General features: G+C 38.3%; 15 protein-coding genes and 1 pseudogene. 15 read left to right on the plus strand and 1 reads right to left on the minus strand.

Going from position 1 to position 17,805, the window contains the following annotated elements:
- The 7 genes and pseudogenes from IEU90_RS11325 to IEU90_RS07310 all read left to right on the plus strand — a co-directional run.
- Window positions 1-2,334: pseudogene (locus IEU90_RS11325) on the plus strand (pyocin knob domain-containing protein); the annotation flags it as partial.
- Window positions 2,318-2,503 carry a hypothetical protein gene (locus IEU90_RS07290; RefSeq protein ID WP_153710423.1) on the plus strand — a complete coding sequence of 62 codons (186 nt, stop codon included), beginning with the start codon at window positions 2,318-2,320 and terminating at the stop codon, window positions 2,501-2,503. The pseudogene IEU90_RS11325 and the gene IEU90_RS07290, both read left to right, overlap by 17 nt.
- Before the next feature lie 2 nt (window positions 2,504-2,505).
- Window positions 2,506-2,760 carry a hypothetical protein gene (locus tag IEU90_RS07295; RefSeq protein WP_153710422.1) on the plus strand — a complete coding sequence of 85 codons (255 nt, stop codon included), beginning with the start codon at window positions 2,506-2,508 and terminating at the stop codon, window positions 2,758-2,760.
- Window positions 2,761-2,785: 25 nt separating this feature from the next.
- The gene (locus IEU90_RS07300; RefSeq protein ID WP_188357933.1) at window positions 2,786-3,220 is read left to right on the plus strand and encodes a phage holin family protein; all 435 of its coding nucleotides are present in this window, start codon (window positions 2,786-2,788) and stop codon (window positions 3,218-3,220) included.
- A complete protein-coding gene (locus IEU90_RS11330; protein WP_229723639.1) occupies window positions 3,220-3,531 on the plus strand; it encodes a GH25 family lysozyme in 312 nt (103 codons plus the stop codon). Before IEU90_RS07300 ends, IEU90_RS11330 begins: the two co-directional genes overlap by 1 nt.
- Before the next feature lie 39 nt (window positions 3,532-3,570).
- Window positions 3,571-4,131: an SH3 domain-containing protein gene (locus tag IEU90_RS11335; protein WP_229723641.1), complete on the plus strand. Its 561-nt coding sequence runs from the start codon at window positions 3,571-3,573 to the stop codon at window positions 4,129-4,131.
- 540 nt (window positions 4,132-4,671) lie between these two features.
- On the plus strand, window positions 4,672-5,220 hold the full coding sequence (locus tag IEU90_RS07310; RefSeq protein WP_153710420.1) for a GNAT family N-acetyltransferase: 549 nt from the start codon (window positions 4,672-4,674) through the stop codon (window positions 5,218-5,220).
- A gap of 59 nt (window positions 5,221-5,279) precedes the next feature.
- On the opposite strand, the gene IEU90_RS07315 is transcribed toward IEU90_RS07310, so the two are convergent.
- Window positions 5,280-6,677, minus strand: a complete 1,398-nt coding sequence (locus IEU90_RS07315) for a DHA2 family efflux MFS transporter permease subunit (RefSeq protein ID WP_153710419.1) — start codon at window positions 6,675-6,677, stop codon at window positions 5,280-5,282.
- A 420-nt stretch (window positions 6,678-7,097) separates the two neighbouring features.
- Between IEU90_RS07315 and nrdD the strand changes: the two genes are divergently transcribed.
- The 8 genes from nrdD (at window position 7,098) to preA (ending at window position 17,793) form a co-directional block, all read left to right on the plus strand.
- On the plus strand, window positions 7,098-9,332 hold the full coding sequence (nrdD, locus tag IEU90_RS07320) for an anaerobic ribonucleoside-triphosphate reductase (protein ID WP_153710418.1): 2,235 nt from the start codon (window positions 7,098-7,100) through the stop codon (window positions 9,330-9,332).
- 64 nt (window positions 9,333-9,396) lie between these two features.
- Window positions 9,397-9,975, plus strand: coding sequence for an anaerobic ribonucleoside-triphosphate reductase activating protein (nrdG, locus tag IEU90_RS07325; RefSeq protein ID WP_153710417.1), 579 nt, complete (start codon window positions 9,397-9,399; stop codon window positions 9,973-9,975).
- A gap of 11 nt (window positions 9,976-9,986) precedes the next feature.
- Entirely contained in the window at window positions 9,987-10,844 is an 858-nt protein-coding gene (locus tag IEU90_RS07330; protein ID WP_153710416.1) for a SufD family Fe-S cluster assembly protein, read from the plus strand.
- Window positions 10,845-11,226: 382 nt separating this feature from the next.
- Window positions 11,227-11,988: an aggregation-promoting factor gene (gene apf, locus IEU90_RS07335; RefSeq protein ID WP_153710415.1), complete on the plus strand. Its 762-nt coding sequence runs from the start codon at window positions 11,227-11,229 to the stop codon at window positions 11,986-11,988.
- A gap of 156 nt (window positions 11,989-12,144) precedes the next feature.
- Window positions 12,145-13,845, plus strand: a complete 1,701-nt coding sequence (locus IEU90_RS07340) for a phosphoenolpyruvate carboxykinase (protein WP_188357934.1) — start codon at window positions 12,145-12,147, stop codon at window positions 13,843-13,845.
- A gap of 329 nt (window positions 13,846-14,174) precedes the next feature.
- Window positions 14,175-14,873, plus strand: a complete 699-nt coding sequence (apf, locus tag IEU90_RS07345) for an aggregation-promoting factor (RefSeq protein ID WP_153710413.1) — start codon at window positions 14,175-14,177, stop codon at window positions 14,871-14,873.
- Window positions 14,874-15,260: 387 nt separating this feature from the next.
- On the plus strand, window positions 15,261-16,502 hold the full coding sequence (locus IEU90_RS07350; protein ID WP_153710412.1) for an FAD-dependent oxidoreductase: 1,242 nt from the start codon (window positions 15,261-15,263) through the stop codon (window positions 16,500-16,502).
- A complete protein-coding gene (preA, locus tag IEU90_RS07355) occupies window positions 16,495-17,793 on the plus strand; it encodes an NAD-dependent dihydropyrimidine dehydrogenase subunit PreA (RefSeq protein WP_153710411.1) in 1,299 nt (432 codons plus the stop codon). The genes IEU90_RS07350 and preA overlap by 8 nt, the downstream gene beginning before the upstream one ends.
- The last annotated feature ends 12 nt before the right edge of the window (window positions 17,794-17,805 follow it).

Consider the following 17,805-nt stretch of genomic DNA (forward strand, 5'->3'; position numbering starts at 1 on the left):
GGGAAAATAGATATATCTAATCTAAAACTGGAGTATGGTTCCGTTGCTACACCTTACTCGCCTAATCCCGCCGATTTAGCAACTCAATCAGCTTTTTCGGAATTATCACAATCATTAGAGGGATTGCGTTCAACAGTTGGGAGCAATTATGGAGACTTGCAATCACGGATTAGTCAAAGTTCATCCACTGTTCGTACTGATTTGACTAATAAAATTAATGGCGTCCAGAACCAGGTAACTACGACTGCTGATGGTCTGAATGCTAAGATCGGTGCTATTCAGATTGGTGGACGCAATTACTTAAGAAATTCTGATAAATCCATTACTGGTTGGGCACAAGATTTAGGAGCAATTCCTAATGAAGTATTAAACGAACTAGCGGGTAAGACGATAACTGTCTCATGTGATGTTGAATGGTCAGGATATGCACATGATAATAGCAAACAAAACCGATTAGGATTTGAGGCGTCTGTTACTGGAAGCGATGGACATAGCTATTGGCTCGGAGCTTGGAAGAATCCGACAATTCTTAGTGGCAAGGAACGAATTTCAACACAATATACATTACCAGCTGGAGTTACATTTACCGTTAATAACAACGGTCAAAATGGGTATGTCAGCATTAATGGTTCTGGAAAAGTAAGTCACGCAAAAATAGAAATTGGTAACAGAATGACTGATTGGTCACCTGCGCCCGAAGATGCTGAGCAGGCTTTTGCCGAAGTCAATGCAACCATTAACGGCTTGAAGTCTACTGTTTCTGGTAACTACGGAACGCTTACTAATCAGATTACGCAAACTACTCAAACTACTCGCAATGAAATTACTAATAAAATTTCTGGGTTGCAAACACAGCTCACTCAGCAAGCTAACAGTTTTAATGTGTCACTTAATTCTCTACGCAAAGAAACAGTCTGGCAAAAAGTTACATCTGCAATTGATGCTAATAATTACAGAACAACTGGTAATTATTGGGTTCAATCTACGCCCAGTACTAACACTCCCGATAGTTCAGCATGGGCATATCTTCAAGTAGTTGCATATCCAGATGTAAAAAGGGTTAAACAAACTTGGCAAAGGGATAATGATGAAAATCAAGCTTATACACGACTGTTGGTTGGTGATAGATGGACTGCTTGGCAGCGGACAGTAACTGGTGGTAATATCATGGCCCAAATCAACATGTCCGCCGGCACAACCTTAATTCAAAACGATAAAATCTACATGGACGCTTCTTCAACGGTATTTTCGGGTAATGCATTTATTCCTAGTGCAGCGATTACTTCACTAAATGCGGATAAGATTACCACAGGAACGTTGAATGCGGCGAATGTAAATATTATTAATCTGAATGCGAATAATATTACTACTGGGACAATTAATGGTCAGAATTTGAAGATTAATTTAAATACCGGTGAAATTCTATTTCAACATGGAAAAATCACATCAACTTTAGGAACGTTAAATATTAATGTTGATACTGGAATTATGAGTGTAACTGACATGAATGGAGCTGGTGTTTATTATAGCAATGGCGAAATGTTCTTGAATGATGGGCCAATTAATGGTTGGTTTAATAATCCAGCTTTTGGAGGAATACGCCGATCTCCATTTGGATGGAAAAACGGTTCAACCGGTATTCAAATGTATTCTAAAAATGGGGTATCGTTAGAAACGTCAAATTACAATGGTGGCTTTGCTAATGGTTCAATCATCGATAGTACTTCAACTGGAGCTGCTGTGGAAGTTGATAGTAGTGGTAGTACGACTATCAATGGTGCTAATGTAACATCTGTTGTTGGTGGATCTCAATTTGAAACTGGATCAATGGGCTTTAAGAACCGTGCACATATTTGGGTAGGCTCAAATATAACCGGAGAAAGTGGTAATCGGATTGTAATGGACGGAGATTTTGTTCATATAATATCTGCATATCGTCATACTACTGGTGATGCTCCTAATCTATTTGTTGCTAACGATGGAGCCTTAGTCCGTTCAACATCAGCTTCTAAATATAAGACAAATATTAAGCGAAGCCATTCTACCGATTATGGGGAACGGCTTTTAAATTTGCCTGTAGCAACTTGGATTGATAAGGGACAAAAAGAGCGGTATGAAGCTGGCAAACGGCATATTAAACCAAATAAATATTTTGGTATGATTGCCGAAGACTTGGCTGATGCAGGATTAGACTTACTGGTTTCTCGTAATGTTGATGGTGAAATTGAAGGTATCCAATATGAACGAATTGCACCGGCATTAATTCCAGTAATTAAGAAATTAAAAGATAAAGTAGAAAAATTGGAGGAAAAATTAAATGAACAATCAAAATAATATTGATATGAACTTAGTTGCAAATAGTCTTAATCAGAAACTTATGGTAGCTAACTATACAGCTGCATCATGGGAAGCTAAGGCTACACAATTAGAAAATGAGAATAACCAGCTTCAAGCCCAATTAGATCAATTGAAACAACAAAACAACAAGAAAGGCGGTAAATAATTATGGCTTTAACCAAAGAAAAACAAATTACATTAGTAGGGCATTCAACAATCAACGGAACGGAAGTGGCACGATTCAATGCTCAAATTGCTACTGATTTAACTGCACAGACCACTATTAATACTTACATCTATAATCAGGAACTATATCGAAAGAATTTAAAGCAAGTTCGTGATGATTCTGATGAATTCCGGACATACATCCGTAAACAAGAAGATGAAGCATTTAGCGAAGTGGCAACTGAAACGGAAGAATAGATTGATATAGAAACGGGGGATAATCGTGCCATACCATTTATTTATGCTTCATCAAATGCAAACGCTGATTGATGATAAACTGATGTGGGCATTCACAATTGTTATGATTGTGGATTTAGTTACCGGTATGGTAAAACCATATTATGCGAAGAAAACAGCACGAAAGACTAATAGTTCTGTAGGAATACCAGGACTGATTAAGCACACAGTAATTTATTTAGTAGTAGTAATTGCTTATCCATATCTGTTTACGATTGGTGCAAGCACAATGGCTACTACTTTTTTAATTGCATGGATTTATCAATATTTAATTTCAATTATTGAGAATTGGACGGAGATGGGTTGGTGGTTGCCTAAACCAATCATGGATTTCTTTGAAGCCAAATTGGCTAAGGATCAAGAAGATTATGATCCGTCTAAGTACAATTTCCTTGGAAAATATAAAGGAGGTAAGAAGTAATGCTAAAAATGGTTGATGTGTTTTCTGGAAGTCCACGTTCTTTTGCAACGCTACCAGAGACAGATATTACAATGGTTAAGGCAACGCAAGGTACAGGCTATGTCAATCCAGCTTGTAACACAGACTATGCTAATGCAAAGGCTGCTGGGAAATTATTAGGTCTGTATCACTATTGTGCTGGTGGTAATCCCATTGCAGAAGCAGATTATTTCATTAATAATATTAAGAATTACGTAGGTGAGGCAGTATTAGCTGTTGATTGGGAAGAATATCAGAATTCTAGCTGGGGTAATTATGGTTATGTACGGTAATTTGTTAATCGTGTACACGAGTTAACAGGTGCTTGGTGTATGATCTATGTATCACAATCTGAAATTCGGCAAGTTGCTAACTGTGTAAATGATTGCCCGCTGTGGGTTGCTTATTACAAGTATTCTCAACCTCTTAAATGGAATTATCAGGGTGCTGGTTTTAGCATTGCTCCTTGGGATGTATTTACTGTCCACCAATTCACTGGTTCTGACATGGACCGTAACATGGTCAACACTACCAAAGAAGGCTGGTTAAAGATGGCTAACCCGAATAATAATGTATCTATTCCAGAACCATCACCAGTTCAACCGGTGGAAGAACATAAGGAACTCAAGGAAATTTCTTTTGTTGATGATTTAGGAGATACTTGGTTTAAGGAAGACGGTAAGTTTACTCTTGATGTTGCAGTTAACCTGCGTTATGGTGCTAGAATCACATCAGATATTATTGCAACTTTACCAGCTGGTTCTACTATTAAGTATGATGCCTTTAGTCGTCACGCTGGATATGTTTGGATTCGCCAACCACGAGAGAACGGCTATGGTTACATGGCTGTCCGTGATGCTCAGACTAACCAGCCATTTGGAAAATTTGAATAAATATAAAGAGGTGAAGGACCTCTCGTATTTAACACTAATCCTGATTGTTGCATTGATATGCAATGGTCGGGATTTTTTTCGTATTATATATGAGTGCTATATAATAGTAGAAAAAGGACACAAATGGGACACAAATTCTAGTTAAAAGTTGTTATATCAATAAATTTAGCCCCCACCGGAGGCATATTATTGCTTTCGTACAAAAGTGTCAGCTAAGCTAATGAAATAGGAGAAAGCTTGTTAAATCAGGCTTTCTCCTATTTTTCGTTTAAATTGTTAAGCCTTTGAAATGGTACGAATTTGTGCATCCGGTGCACGAATTCGTACGGTTTATAATAATAGATTTAGCACTTTATCAAACCTATAACCCTTATATGCAAAGTTAATCCACGTTTTTCCTAGTAATTGTTAGTTATGTCGATTCTACTTATAAAAGTATAACATGACCATAACATAAGCCACTGACAGACACCTTTGATAATAATAATTGCCGTTATCTTTTATTTCCGATATTATTACCTATAATTGGAGGGATTTTAGATGGTTGAGATTCAGAAAATATCGACTAAGTCATCAGATTTTAGGAATATTAAACAGGTTTATAATACAGTCTTTCCGCAAAATGAACGGTTACCGTTATCTTTCTTAAAAATGCGGGCAAGGGCTGGTAAAGCTGAATTTTGTAGTATTTATGACCATCAAACATGGGTTGGCTTTTTCTATACTGTATATGATCAACGAATAGCTTATATTTTCTTTTTAGCGATTGATCCTCAGTACCACGGGAAAGGATATGGAAGTGCTGCTTTAGCGGAAGCAAAGAAACGTTATGCTGATAAGATACTTTCATTAAGTACTGAACGTCCTAATACCCATGCTACTAATAATGAACAGCGAATAAGACGGCACCGGTTTTACGCAAAGAATGGTTTCGTTAAGACCGGTTTCTATACCGTTGAAAAAGATAATGAGGAATTTGATTTTATGAGTACCCAAGCTGATGTTAATCCGCAACTTTATCAGCAATTAATGAATCGTTACTTAAGGCATCACCGTCGTTACATGCCATTTAAGATCATTAGAGAATAGCACGAAAAAAGGTCTTTAATATTCGGACTAGAACAAGCCCGATACTAAAGACCTTTTGATTATCTACGTTGGTCGTGTATTTTAAATGATAATAAAATAGCGACAACAATAAGTGCAATAGCAAAATAGATTCCATAGTGGAAACCATTAGTAAAACGGAGAGCAGTTGAACCAGTTGCTGTGACACTTCCCAATGCTAAGAAACTAGTAGCCAAAGCAGTAGCGAGGGCACCAATAACCTGCTGCATGGTATTCATAATCGTGCTGCCGTCACCCGATTCCATTCCTGACAAGGCATTTAAAGCACTGGTTTGTGAAGGCGACATAGCAAGGGGACAACCGATCATTAAAATGATATGAGCTACTATCATGTAAGCAATTGAAGTACTTGGCGTGGTAAATGCTAACATCACCGTCCCAATCAAAGCAATAATAAAACCAATAATGACTGGTTTTTTAGCACCGATATTATCGTAAAGGCGGCCGGCAAATGCTGAGGTTAAAGCATTGATAACGCCACCTGGAAGCATGACGATTCCGGTTAATGCTACTGGCAGCAAGAGACCGTTTTGGTAGAACATTGGTAAGAGGTACATCGTTGAAAGGATAATTCCAAAATCGAGCATTACTAATGATGAACCAATTGCAAATTCTGGAATCTTGAAAATTCGTAAATTTAAGATCGGATTTTCTAAATGTACTTGTCGATGAGCATATAATCCTAAAACAATAATTCCAATGATTAAGGATCCTAAGACAGGAAGTGATAACCAACCATCCCGGCTTGCAAGGCTTGCTCCGATTACGATTCCTGAACATCCAACCGCAGACTCGAGGATTGATAGGACATCAACATGTGGCTTTGTTAATTTGCCAACATTTTCGAGGGAGGTAATTGCAAAGATTAAAGCAACTAATAGGAACGGGATGAATAACCAAAAGATCCACTGCCAGGACAACTTGGCGAGAATTAGTCCAGTTAGTGTTGGACCAATTGCAGGCGCAAACATAATTACGAGGGCACACATTCCCATTACAGCACCGATTTCTTTCGGGGGAAAAATCTGCATAGCAACAGCAAACATTAATGGCAGAATTAATCCTGTTCCAATCCCTTGAATCATTCGTCCAATTAATAAAATTGAGAAGTTATTGGCTAATGCCGAGATACAGGCACCAATAATAAAATCAACCAAAGCAAATATGATAACTTGGCGGGTAGTAAACCACTTAGTAATAATACTTGATAACGGTAAAATGATACCGATAATTAGCATGTAGCCAGTTACTAACCACTGAATCGTTGCGGTACTAACCTGAAAAACCGCTATTAGTTTTGGCAAAGCGATATTTAATGATGTTTCGCTAAACATTCCTACAAAAGCGCCAAGTAGCATACTAACCATCGCAAGTTTTGGATGTGATACCTGTTGGCGGGCTTGTAATGCATTTTCCATAAATGAAAACACTCCTTCTTTCGTCTAAAATTCACACAAGGATTAGTCTAACAAAATGATTAGATGGCTCGTAAGTTCTTTTTTTAATAACTAATAATCTTAATCTATTAACTTAAGATTATTAAGTGAGATTAAAAAAGAAACTTTTTGGAGAGAAATAGTTATTCTTCAATTCTATTCAGTGATAATGAAATTTTTAAAATAGATAATTTAAAACTCAAATCCTAAAACTAAAAAGAGCGTCAGAACTAATAATTTCATTTTATTCGTGCTATGTCAGAATAGAAATTTAATAAATATTATGCCAGTGATTGATCTTTTAATCAGACCACAACATATAGTATTTTTAAAGTCAACACTTTCTATAAGTTGTATTTTGAGCTATTATAGGTAACGTTAAATACGAGAGGGGAATTTAAAATGAAAGTGCAAGTAATTAATGAAAAGGATCTTAATAGTTTGACGAGTGTGCAGGTTGTCAAACGCGATGGCAATGTTACGCCATTTTATTCTTATAAGATCAACCTTATTTTAACTGCACTCGATGCGGACGCAAAAACAAAGCAAAGTGTTTATATGACATTGTTAGAAGCATTAATTAACCAAACAACGGTTAGTACTGAAAAAATTGCTGACCTCTTTGTTGAAGGACTAATTAATGCTGATCATGAAGAACTTGCAAAGATTTACCGCGATTATCGAAAGCACGATGAAGAAGCGTTTGCGGAAGCGACAAATCCCCAAAATAAATTAGAACAGCTATTTGACCGCAATTCTCGTGTGGTTCACGAAAATGCCAACAAGGATAGTCATGTTTTTAATACTCAACGTGACCTTGAAGCCGGTGTTGTAAGTCGGGCACTGGGATTGCGAATGCTTCCTGGTATTGTTGCAAAGGCTCATTTACGGGGAGATATTCACTGGCATGACCTTGATTATTCACCGGTAACTCCGGAGACTAACTGCTGTTTAATCGACTTTGATGAAATGTTTAAGCATGGTTTTAAGATTGGTAATGCCTGGGTATCTTCACCACGATCGATTCAAACTGCGACTGCGCAAATGTCGCAGATTATTGCTAATGTTGCCTCCTTACAATATGGGGGATGTTCAGCTAATCGGATTGACCAGTTGCTAGAACCCTATGCTAAGTTAAACTATGAAAAGCACATGAAAGATGCTGAAAAATGGATTGTCCCAGAAAAACGGGAGGCATTTGCACGTGAAAAAACGAAGAAAGATATTTATGATGCGATGCAGGCTTTAGAATATGAGATTAATACACTTTATTCCAGTCAGGGACAAACACCGTTTACAACGATTAATTTTGGCTTAGGTACTAGCTGGATCTCACGTGAAATTCAAAAGGCTATTTTAAGGATTCGGATTAAGGGATTAGGAAAGGAGCATCGAACGGCAATCTTTCCTAAGTTAATTTTTACAGTTAAACGGGGATTAAATCTTAATCCAGAAGATCCTAATTATGATATTAAGCAGTTAGCCTTAGAATGCTCAACTAAGCGGATGTACCCTGATCTATTGATGTATGATAAGATCAAGGAACTTACAGGCAGCTTTAAAACACCAATGGGCTGCCGGTCATTTTTGCAGGGGTGGACGGATCCTGAAACAGGGAAAGAAGTAAATTCTGGTCGGATGAACCTAGGTGTTGTCACTGTTAACCTTCCTCGAATTGCATTAGAAGCTCATGGAGATAAGCAATTATTCTGGGAAATTTTCCAGGAGAAGATGAACATTTGTAAGATTGCCCTTGATTATCGGATTAAACGGACTAAGGAGGCTAAGCCAGAAAATGCACCGCTTCTTTATATGTATGGCGCGTTTGGCAAACGGTTAAAGAAAACCGATAGCGTCGATGAGGTCTTCAAGAATAGCCGGGCCACCGTTTCTCTTGGCTATATTGGATTATATGAAGTATGCACGACTTTCTACGGGTCGAACTGGGAACATAATAAAGAGGCGCATGATTTTGCGGTTGCAATTACCAAAGCTATGCATGACCTTTGTGCTCAATGGGAAGCAGAAGAAGGATATCACTTTAGCCTCTATTCCACTCCTGCAGAGTCTCTGACTGATACTTTCTGTCAGGACGACTTAAAGAAGTTTGGTCGGATTGAAGACGTAACGGATAAGGAATACTATACGAATAGTTTTCATTATGATGTTCGTAAACATCCAACACCATTTGAGAAGTTGACGTTTGAAGAAGACTTTCCGAAGTATGCTGCTGGCGGTTTTATTCATTATTGCGAATATCCCAACTTACGGCAAAATCCTAAAGCACTAGAGGCAGTATGGGATTGGGCATATGATCATGTTGGTTATTTAGGGACTAACACATCAATCGATCAATGTTTTAAGTGTGGGTTCAAAGGTGAATTTGAAGCTACTGCACGTGGCTTTAAGTGTCCTCAATGCGGTAATCATGATCCGGCAACTTGTGATGTGGTTAAGCGGACATGTGGATATCTGGGAAATCCGCAACAACGGCCAATGGTCCATGGTCGGCATGAAGAAATTATTCACCGGGTTAAGCATATGAACGCGGGGATGATTAAGAATGCCGCTGAATTTGAACAGCACCGTCAAATGGATACTAAAGCTCATGCGCATATTACTGGAGATCAGATTTAATTTAGTAAGTAAAGACCTGTTGCAATGAAAACTCCAGGTCTTTTATTATCGGAGGGAAAATATAATGGTAGAAACACGTTTGCCTCGTAATCCACAGCCTAAAGAATGGTTAGCAAAGGACCATTCTTTGCAATATATTGCTGATTACAAGCCTTTTAATTTTGTTGATGGAGAAGGGGTCCGTTGTAGCCTTTATGTCAGTGGCTGCCTTTTTAACTGTCCTGGCTGTTACAATAAGGCCGCTCAGAATTTCCACTATGGTCAGCCTTATACGCAAGAATTAGAAGATCAAATAATTGCCGATCTGTCGCAAAGTTATGTTCAAGGCTTGACTTTATTAGGCGGAGAACCATTCTTAAATACCCAGGTTTGTCTTAAACTAGTCAAACGAGTGCGCAAAGAATTTGGCCACGAAAAAGACATTTGGTCGTGGTCTGGTTATACTTGGGAAGAATTAATGAAGGAGTCCGATGATAAACTGGAATTACTCCATTATTTAGACATTTTAGTTGATGGTCGTTTTCTTCTCGCCAAAAAAGACCTTACCCTCCAATTCAGAGGAAGTTCCAACCAGCGAATTATTGATGTTCCAAAATCTTTGCAGCAAGGAAAAGTTGTCATCTGGGACAAGCTAGTTCACTAGGAGTAATTAAATTGGAAAAAATATGGCAAATTGAGCCTGCATGGTTAACAAAGAAAAGACAATTAGCTGTTCTGCTACAGTCACGTTTTCCATCTTTCCCACATCAAGACATTTGGAACAAGCAGGCGTCCAGACAAGATCGAGAACCTTTAGACAATAACTATCTCTTCATTAATAAAAAATATCTTACGGCATTATTACAAGAGAATTTGATGGAAAAGGCTGTTTTTTGGCAAGATAATCAATTAAACGCCAACCACCTAGCTAATATTGATAGTGGGCAGTTCATGTACCTGCACTCACAAGGAGAGACAGAAAAGCCAGTGGTGTTTAGTCCACACCTTAAATCCACTGATTCTCATAATGTCATAATCATAAGTGCCGGCGTTAATGCGGTTATTGAAGAGAGAATGATCAATAGTACCTTATTACCATCATATGAAGCAACTGAAATCTTAGTCGGAGCTAATGCACATGTTACGTATCGCCAGGCAAACCAATCGACCAGCAAAAACGTTTACCGTGCAATTCATGCATATCAGGCACATGGCTCAACGCTTAATTTTGAGGTTGCGAGTCAGGCACACGGCGCAGCAACTGTTGACCTTTATAGTTTTCTTGATGGTCAAAAAAGCCAGTGGAATACGACGATTGCCTTAACAGGGGGTCAACGTTTAATTGCGCTGGTTGATGGCTTTGGTCAAGGAACTTCTGCGACTCTTACCCAGTATCGAAACGAAAAAACAATTGTGGGAGCGCCGTTTAAAGTAAAAGCAGGGGAGCCACTTGCAATTAGTGAAGATATATATCAATTGAAAGAATTAGCTAATAAGGATAGCTGGTTAAACCGCGTAATGACAGCTAAATAAAGCTAAGATTAGTTACAGCAATGTTACAAGAATTCATTATTAACAGAAAATAAGCCGCTAAAATTTCTTTTTTTAGAAAATTTCAGTGGCTTATTTTTTATAATGTTACAGTTTTTGGTAAATTTTGGTGAAAAGTTAGCCAATCCTAACTCACTATCAGGACGTGTGTGAGGATAATTTGCTTGACATGGTATTAAATTTTTTATTACAGAGTATTACGAAAATCAATTGAATTGATATTTAGGGGTAACCCGCATGTAATTTTGCGGGAGTATAGTAATAGGTGTTGAGAGATATGAGAACTCAACAAATCATAACTAAATTAAACTAACAAATAATTAATTAATAAAAGAATTTTATGAAAAGGATGGGATTTTTCTTTATGAAGTTAACTAAGAACATCGCGAAGATCACTGCTGCCGTAGCAGGTGCCGTTGCTTTGGGAACATTCGCTACTGCAACTACTGCTAATGCTGATTCTGTTTACACGGTGCAAAGTGGTGATACCTTATCAAGTATTTCCTATAAGTTAGGTCATGACTTAACTTATGTTGATTCATTAGCTTCAACTAATCAAATCGCTAACAAGAACTTAATTTATGTTGGCCAAAAGTTAGTAATTAAAGATGATGGCGAAGTAGCTCAAGCAACTCCGCAACAAGCAGCAACATTACCTGAAGCATCTCAAGCTCCAGCATCTGCTAGTGTTGAAAGTCAACAGCCTAGTCAAGCTCCTGTAGCTGCTAATCAAGTACAATCACCAGCTGCTCCTGTTCAATCACAGACGCCAGTGCAATCTCAAGCACCGGTTCAATCCGTAGCTCCACAACAATCAGCTGTTTCAACTACGGCTCAACAAAGCTACAGTGCACCAGTACAATCACAGGCTGCTAGTGCTAATTACAGCTCAAATGTTAGTGGCAACGACGCCTCAGCTAAGGCTTGGATTGCGGCCCGCGAATCTGGTGGTAATTACGGTGCCCGTAATGGTCAATATGTTGGTAAATACCAATTATCAGCATCATACTTAAATGGTGACTACTCAGAAGCAAACCAGGAACGTGTAGCTGACCAATATGTAACAAGCCGTTATGGTTCATGGAGTGCTGCTCAATCATTCTGGCAATCACATGGTTGGTACTAAAATTTAATAACTAGTTTTCACGGTGGGATATCGTCTCGAAAAGGGATGCGTATCTCACCTTTTTTGTATAAATGAAAAAAAGTTAATATTATTTTCATTCAAATCTTAAAAAGTATACTATAATAGAATTATTCGAATGATGAAAGGATGAGATCCATGTCAAAAGAGAGTCAGATTATTGATACAAAGTCATTATATGTAAATCCTGATCGCGGGGTAGCAACATTAAATTATAGTCAAAACTACTTCACTGATATCCCAACATTAATCAACAGTGATGAATTAAAAGCGATTGTTAAGCTTTACCTTGCATCTCGGAACCCTGATCATGACGACGATGCTTTTGATAATGCTAGTGCTAACAAGTTCATCGATATCTTAAAGAAAGTTCTATTTAATGATGATAGTGCTTTTGATGAATATGATCCTAAAGACATTCTTGAAAGCGTTGAAGAATTATATTCATACTACCGGTCATTTTTACGAGTATCGGTAATTAACTTTAACGATAACAAGATTTTAGGTAATGAGTTTCGGACGATCGATACCCAGTTTAACGACTTAGTTCGGAAAGCATACCGGATTCTTGAAGAAAAGCTCCAAGGTTTTGAAAACCGGACATATCGGCAGGTTAATGCGGCTACTAATGCGACCGTCCTAGTTCAACAACATAACTGGAAGATTCCAGAAGGCTATGATGAATTACAAGATATTGACTTCATTAATACTGTGATGCTTCGTCCGCCAATGATGATGCACACTAAGAGTAATAAGCGGGAAGGGGTATTTTCAGAAGTTGAAGAAAACCCAATCAAACGTTTCCATGGTCAACGTGGCAAGTGGTATTGCTATCCTGCTAAGATTGGGGAAAGCTTGGCATTTATTTACTTTAATGTTGATTATTTAGTAAATGGAATTGCTCTTTCTAACCTCTTTGAATTAGCTTCTCCAGATGAAGTTGAAGGTCAAAAGCCTGACATGATTCTCCTCTTTGGTTTGGAAAAGACTGAAGGCATGGTTTCTCACTACTACCGTGACGAAAAGAATAATATGTGGATTGGTGAAGTACCATATACGGATAAGACGACTTACTTTGGCTATATGAAGAAGATGTGCTTAACATTGCATAACCTTCACCAAATCTACAATGGCCGTCTACCAATCCATGGTTCAATGCTGAAGATTAAGTTTACTAACGGTAAGGAAAAGAACGTGGTCTTCTTCGGTGATTCTGGAGCCGGTAAGTCAGAATCAATTGAAGCATTACAAGAATTAGCTGATGATAAGATCGTTAGCATGGAAACAATCTTTGATGACATGGGAAGCTTTACCTTGACTGATGGTGAACCTGGCGTATATGCTCAAGGAACTGAAACCGGTGCTTTTGTCCGTCTTGATGATTTAAGCAGCGCGGTTGCATTTAACAACATGGACCGTGGTGTCTACCTTAACCCTGAGCAAAAGAACGCACGGGTAATTATCCCTGCAGATACTTACCAAAATGTTATTAAGCATCACCATATCGATATGTGGCTATATGCTAATAACTATAGTGATGAAGTCGGGATTCACCGCTTTGATACTAAGGAAGAAGCTGAAAAGGTATTCATTGCGGGTCAGCGGAAGGCATTGGGAACTACCGATGAAGTTGGCATGAGTAAGACATTCTTTGCTAACCCATTTGGTCCAGTCCAGGAACCAGAATTAACTAAGCCAATTATTGATAAGGTCTTTACTAAGCTCTTTGATAAGGATGTTTACGTTGGTGAAATCTTTACCCACCTTGGTAATGACAAGTCAAAGGATGCTCTTAAGGAATCCGCTCAAGAATTACTTGATGTTTTAATGAACAACTAACATTACGATTAATACAATATTGTCATCGCCCTGTAACAAACACCTTGTTACGGGGTGATTTTTTTGTCGTCAAGCTAAAATCGTAAAAAAATTATGAAATTAAAAAATACTTTTCTCCTAAGCAGGTAGCTGTCAATAGTAAAAGAAGCTTGGTATAACAATGATTTTGAGGTGTTAGTGAAACGGGCGAACATTTGTTACAAAAAATTACATAAGTAACGAAAATTGATAAGCGCTGGTAACCCGCCCGTAACGCTAATCCTGTATAGTAGATATCGTTGAAATGAGTTATTTGATTAATTAAGAGAAAAGGATGGATTGAATTTATAATGAAGTTATCTAAGAAAGTAGCCAAGATTACAGCAGCGATTACTGGTGCAGTTGCATTGGGTACAGTTGCTACTGCAACAACTGCAAATGCCGACAGTATTTACACGGTACAAGCAGGTGACACCCTTTCTGGGATTTCTTACAAATTAGGTCACGATCTAACTTTTGTAGACACTTTAGCAAGTCACAACAATATTGCTGACAAGAACTTGATTTACGTTGGTCAACAATTAGTAATTAAAGACGATGGTGAAGTAGCACCTGCAACTCAAGAAGAAGTTGCTACATTACCAGCTGCAACTGTAGCACCACAAGCTGAAAATCAAGGACAACAAAATCAACAAGTACAGTCAAATCAAGAAGCACCAGTTGCTCAACAACAAGTACAGGCTGCTCAAACACAAACTGTACAACAACCTGTTACTACTAACCAAGCATCAGCATCATCAACTAACTACAGCTCTAATGTAGCTGGAAGCGATGCAGCTGCTAAAGCATGGATTGCCGCACGTGAATCAGGTGGCAGTTACTCTGCACGAAACGGTCAATATATTGGTAAGTACCAATTATCAGCATCATACTTAAATGGTGACTACTCAGAAGCAAACCAAGAACGTGTAGCTGACCAATATGTAACAAGCCGTTATGGTTCATGGAGTGCTGCTCAATCATTCTGGCAATCACATGGTTGGTACTAAAATAAATTTAACAAATAGATAATCAACAAAATTTCAAACATACATGTAAAGATCTCCATTATTCGGTTAACCGCGTAATGGAGATTTTTTGATTAGAAAGTAGGATTATTCATTTAGTATATAACCTTTTTTAACTACTATTTCATGCCAGCTTATCTTTAAATGATATTATTTAGATTGTGCTTTTAAATACAAATGCGGTTCTTTATCGCTAATAAAAATATTCATATTTTATATATAGAAATATGAAGAATGATAATAAAAGGTCGCTTTGAAGTAGGGGATTGCCTAATTATGATGAAACCGTTTAAATTGTATTATTTATATATAGAAAGTTACGTTTATCACAAAAGTGTGAAAAAAGCTTAACTTAGAGGAGGGTGTCTAATGACTTCAAAGTATGAAACAGAGTCTAAAGGTTACACAATGACAACGGTAATGCAAGAAGCAGCCCGTTGTTTGCTATGTCACGATGCGCCATGTTCTCAAGCATGTCCAGCGCATACTAACCCAGCAAAATTTATTCGCAGCGTTCGTTTCCGCAATGTAAAAGGTGCTGCAGAAACTATTCGTGAAAACAATGCATTGGGTTCGATCTGTGCCCGCGTTTGTCCTACTGAACGATATTGTGAAAAAGCTTGTACACGGGCAAAGATTGACGGGCCAATTGATATTTCCGGGATTCAACGGTATGTTACTGACATGGAACGGAAACTTAACATGAAGATCCTTAAGGCAGGAAAGCCAAATGGGATGAGTATTGCGATTATCGGAAGCGGTCCATCTGCCCTTCAAGCAGCAACTACCCTTTTGGAAAAGGGATATGCTGTGGATATTTATGAAAAGAATGCCAAGGCCGGTGGATACCTTACTTATGGGATTCCAGAATACCGTTTGCCTGAAGAAATTGTGGACTATGAAGTTCAACGGATTGTTGATTTAGGAGCACATATTATTTATAACACGACTGTTGGTGAGGATATTTCAATTGATCAGCTAAAGAATAATCATGATGCTGTTATCGTCGCTATTGGAACTAGCAAGGCCAAAATGCTCCCAATGTTTGAGCATAACATTTGTACAGAATCTGCTATTTCATTCCTTGCCCGGGCAAAGGAAAATAAGGGAAAGCTTGATGACTTGCCAAAAAACGTTTTAGTTATTGGTGGTGGGGATGTTGCAATGGATGTTGTAACTACCCTAAAGAAGCTTGATGTACCATACGTTACTGACGTTGTTTACGAACAATTTAGCGAATTTAAGGCTTCCAAGAAAGAATTAGCAGGAGCTCAGGCCGCTGGAGTAACGATTATTGACGGTTATGTTCCAAAGGAAGTTCATCAAAATCGGGCAACCTTTACGCATCGTAAAATTGATAGTGAAATAACCATCACCGCTGATAAGATTATTCTTGCGGTTGGTCAAAAAGCTGATGCCACGGGCTTAAACATTGATTTGCAACATAACGAAATTCCATTTAGGGAAGCACGTTACCGGACAAAAGACCCTAAAGTATTTGCAACTGGTGATATTGTCGAAGGTGACAAGACCGTTGTTGTTGCTGTCCAAAAAGGTAAAGAAGTTGCCGAAGAGATTGATCGGTTGTTAGGAGGACAAGAAAATGATTAAAAAAGATTTATCAGTTGACTTTTTAGGAGTTCATTTTGAAAATCCATTCTGCTTGTCATCTTCACCGGTTGGCAACTGTTATGAGATGTGTAAAAATGCTTACGATGCTGGCTGGGGCGGAATTGTTTACAAGACACTTTCACCAACACACTTTAAGATTGATGAAGTATCTCCACGGTTTGATGAATTAACTAAGGAAGACACCCCGTTTGTTGCCTTCAAGAACATGGAACAATTGTCAGAACACCCGTTGGACCAAGATTTAGCAGATATGCGCCGGTTAAAAGAAGAATATCCTAACAAGGTCTTGATTGCTTCAATCATGGGTGAAACGCCAGAAGACTGGACTAACCTTGCTAAGCTAGTAACTGAAGCAGGTGCAGATATGATTGAGCTTAACTTCTCATGTCCGCAAATGACTTCGCACACAATGGGGTCTGATGTTGGTACTAATCCTGAATTATGTAAGTCAAATTGTGAGGCAGTAAAACGCGGGACTAGTTTACCAGTTCTTGCCAAGATGACGCCGAATATTACAACAATGGTTCCAGTTGTTAAAGCCTGCCTTGAAGGTGGCGCTGATGGATTCTCGTCAATTAACACGGTGAAGTCAATTACTGACGTTGATCTTAAAAAGAAGGTCGGCTTACCAAATATTGATGGTAAATCATCGGTATCAGGCCTTTCTGGTAAAGCAGTTAAGCCAATTGCCTTACGTTTCTTACAACAGTTACGTTCAGCATCCGGACTTGAACAATTGCCAATTTCAGGTATCGGTGGAATTGAAACTTGGGAAGATGCTGCTGAGTTTATCTTGCTTGGGGCAACGACTCTTCAAGTTACTACTGCAATTATGCAATATGGGTATCGGATTATCGATGACTTGACTAACGGTTTAATGCATTACATGGAAGAACAGCATGTTGACCACTTGCAAGATCTTGTTGGTCTAGCAAATAAGAATATCGTTCCAACTAATCAACTCGATCGTAATTACAAAGTTTATCCTAAGATCGACTGGGATAAATGTATTGGTTGTGGTAGATGTTTTGTATCTTGCCAAGATGGTGCTCACCAAGCCTTAACTTGGGATGACGACAAACGGCTACCGGTCTTCGATAAGAGTAAGTGTGTTGGCTGCCAGCTTTGTGCATTAGTATGTCCAGTTGGTGCAATTAAACTCGGTGTTGTTGAAATGAAGCCTGGTCGAGAAGGTAATCCAGATGAGATTGATGTTGGGTCACAACGTCTTCACCGATATCATCCAGTACAGGCAAACCAAGAAAATTAATTAAAAATAAAT

Source organism: Limosilactobacillus caviae (assembly GCF_014635905.1).
Taxonomy (GTDB): domain Bacteria; phylum Bacillota; class Bacilli; order Lactobacillales; family Lactobacillaceae; genus Limosilactobacillus; species Limosilactobacillus caviae.

What these genes read in the sequence shown, in the direction of transcription:
- IEU90_RS07290 (WP_153710423.1), top strand. Translation starts at nt 2,318, where the DNA reads ATGAACAATCAAAATAATATTGATATGAACTTAGTTGCAAATAGTCTT.
- IEU90_RS07295 (WP_153710422.1), top strand. Translation starts at nt 2,506, where the DNA reads ATGGCTTTAACCAAAGAAAAACAAATTACATTAGTAGGGCATTCAACA.
- IEU90_RS11330 (WP_229723639.1), top strand. Translation starts at nt 3,220, where the DNA reads ATGCTAAAAATGGTTGATGTGTTTTCTGGAAGTCCACGTTCTTTTGCA.
- IEU90_RS11335 (WP_229723641.1), top strand. Translation starts at nt 3,571, where the DNA reads ATGATCTATGTATCACAATCTGAAATTCGGCAAGTTGCTAACTGTGTA.
- IEU90_RS07310 (WP_153710420.1), top strand. Translation starts at nt 4,672, where the DNA reads ATGGTTGAGATTCAGAAAATATCGACTAAGTCATCAGATTTTAGGAAT.
- IEU90_RS07315 (WP_153710419.1), bottom strand. Translation starts at nt 6,677, where the DNA reads ATGGAAAATGCATTACAAGCCCGCCAACAGGTATCACATCCAAAACTT.
- nrdD (WP_153710418.1), top strand. Translation starts at nt 7,098, where the DNA reads ATGAAAGTGCAAGTAATTAATGAAAAGGATCTTAATAGTTTGACGAGT.
- nrdG (WP_153710417.1), top strand. Translation starts at nt 9,397, where the DNA reads ATGGTAGAAACACGTTTGCCTCGTAATCCACAGCCTAAAGAATGGTTA.
- apf (WP_153710415.1), top strand. Translation starts at nt 11,227, where the DNA reads ATGAAGTTAACTAAGAACATCGCGAAGATCACTGCTGCCGTAGCAGGT.
- IEU90_RS07340 (WP_188357934.1), top strand. Translation starts at nt 12,145, where the DNA reads ATGTCAAAAGAGAGTCAGATTATTGATACAAAGTCATTATATGTAAAT.
- apf (WP_153710413.1), top strand. Translation starts at nt 14,175, where the DNA reads ATGAAGTTATCTAAGAAAGTAGCCAAGATTACAGCAGCGATTACTGGT.
- IEU90_RS07350 (WP_153710412.1), top strand. Translation starts at nt 15,261, where the DNA reads ATGACTTCAAAGTATGAAACAGAGTCTAAAGGTTACACAATGACAACG.
- preA (WP_153710411.1), top strand. Translation starts at nt 16,495, where the DNA reads ATGATTAAAAAAGATTTATCAGTTGACTTTTTAGGAGTTCATTTTGAA.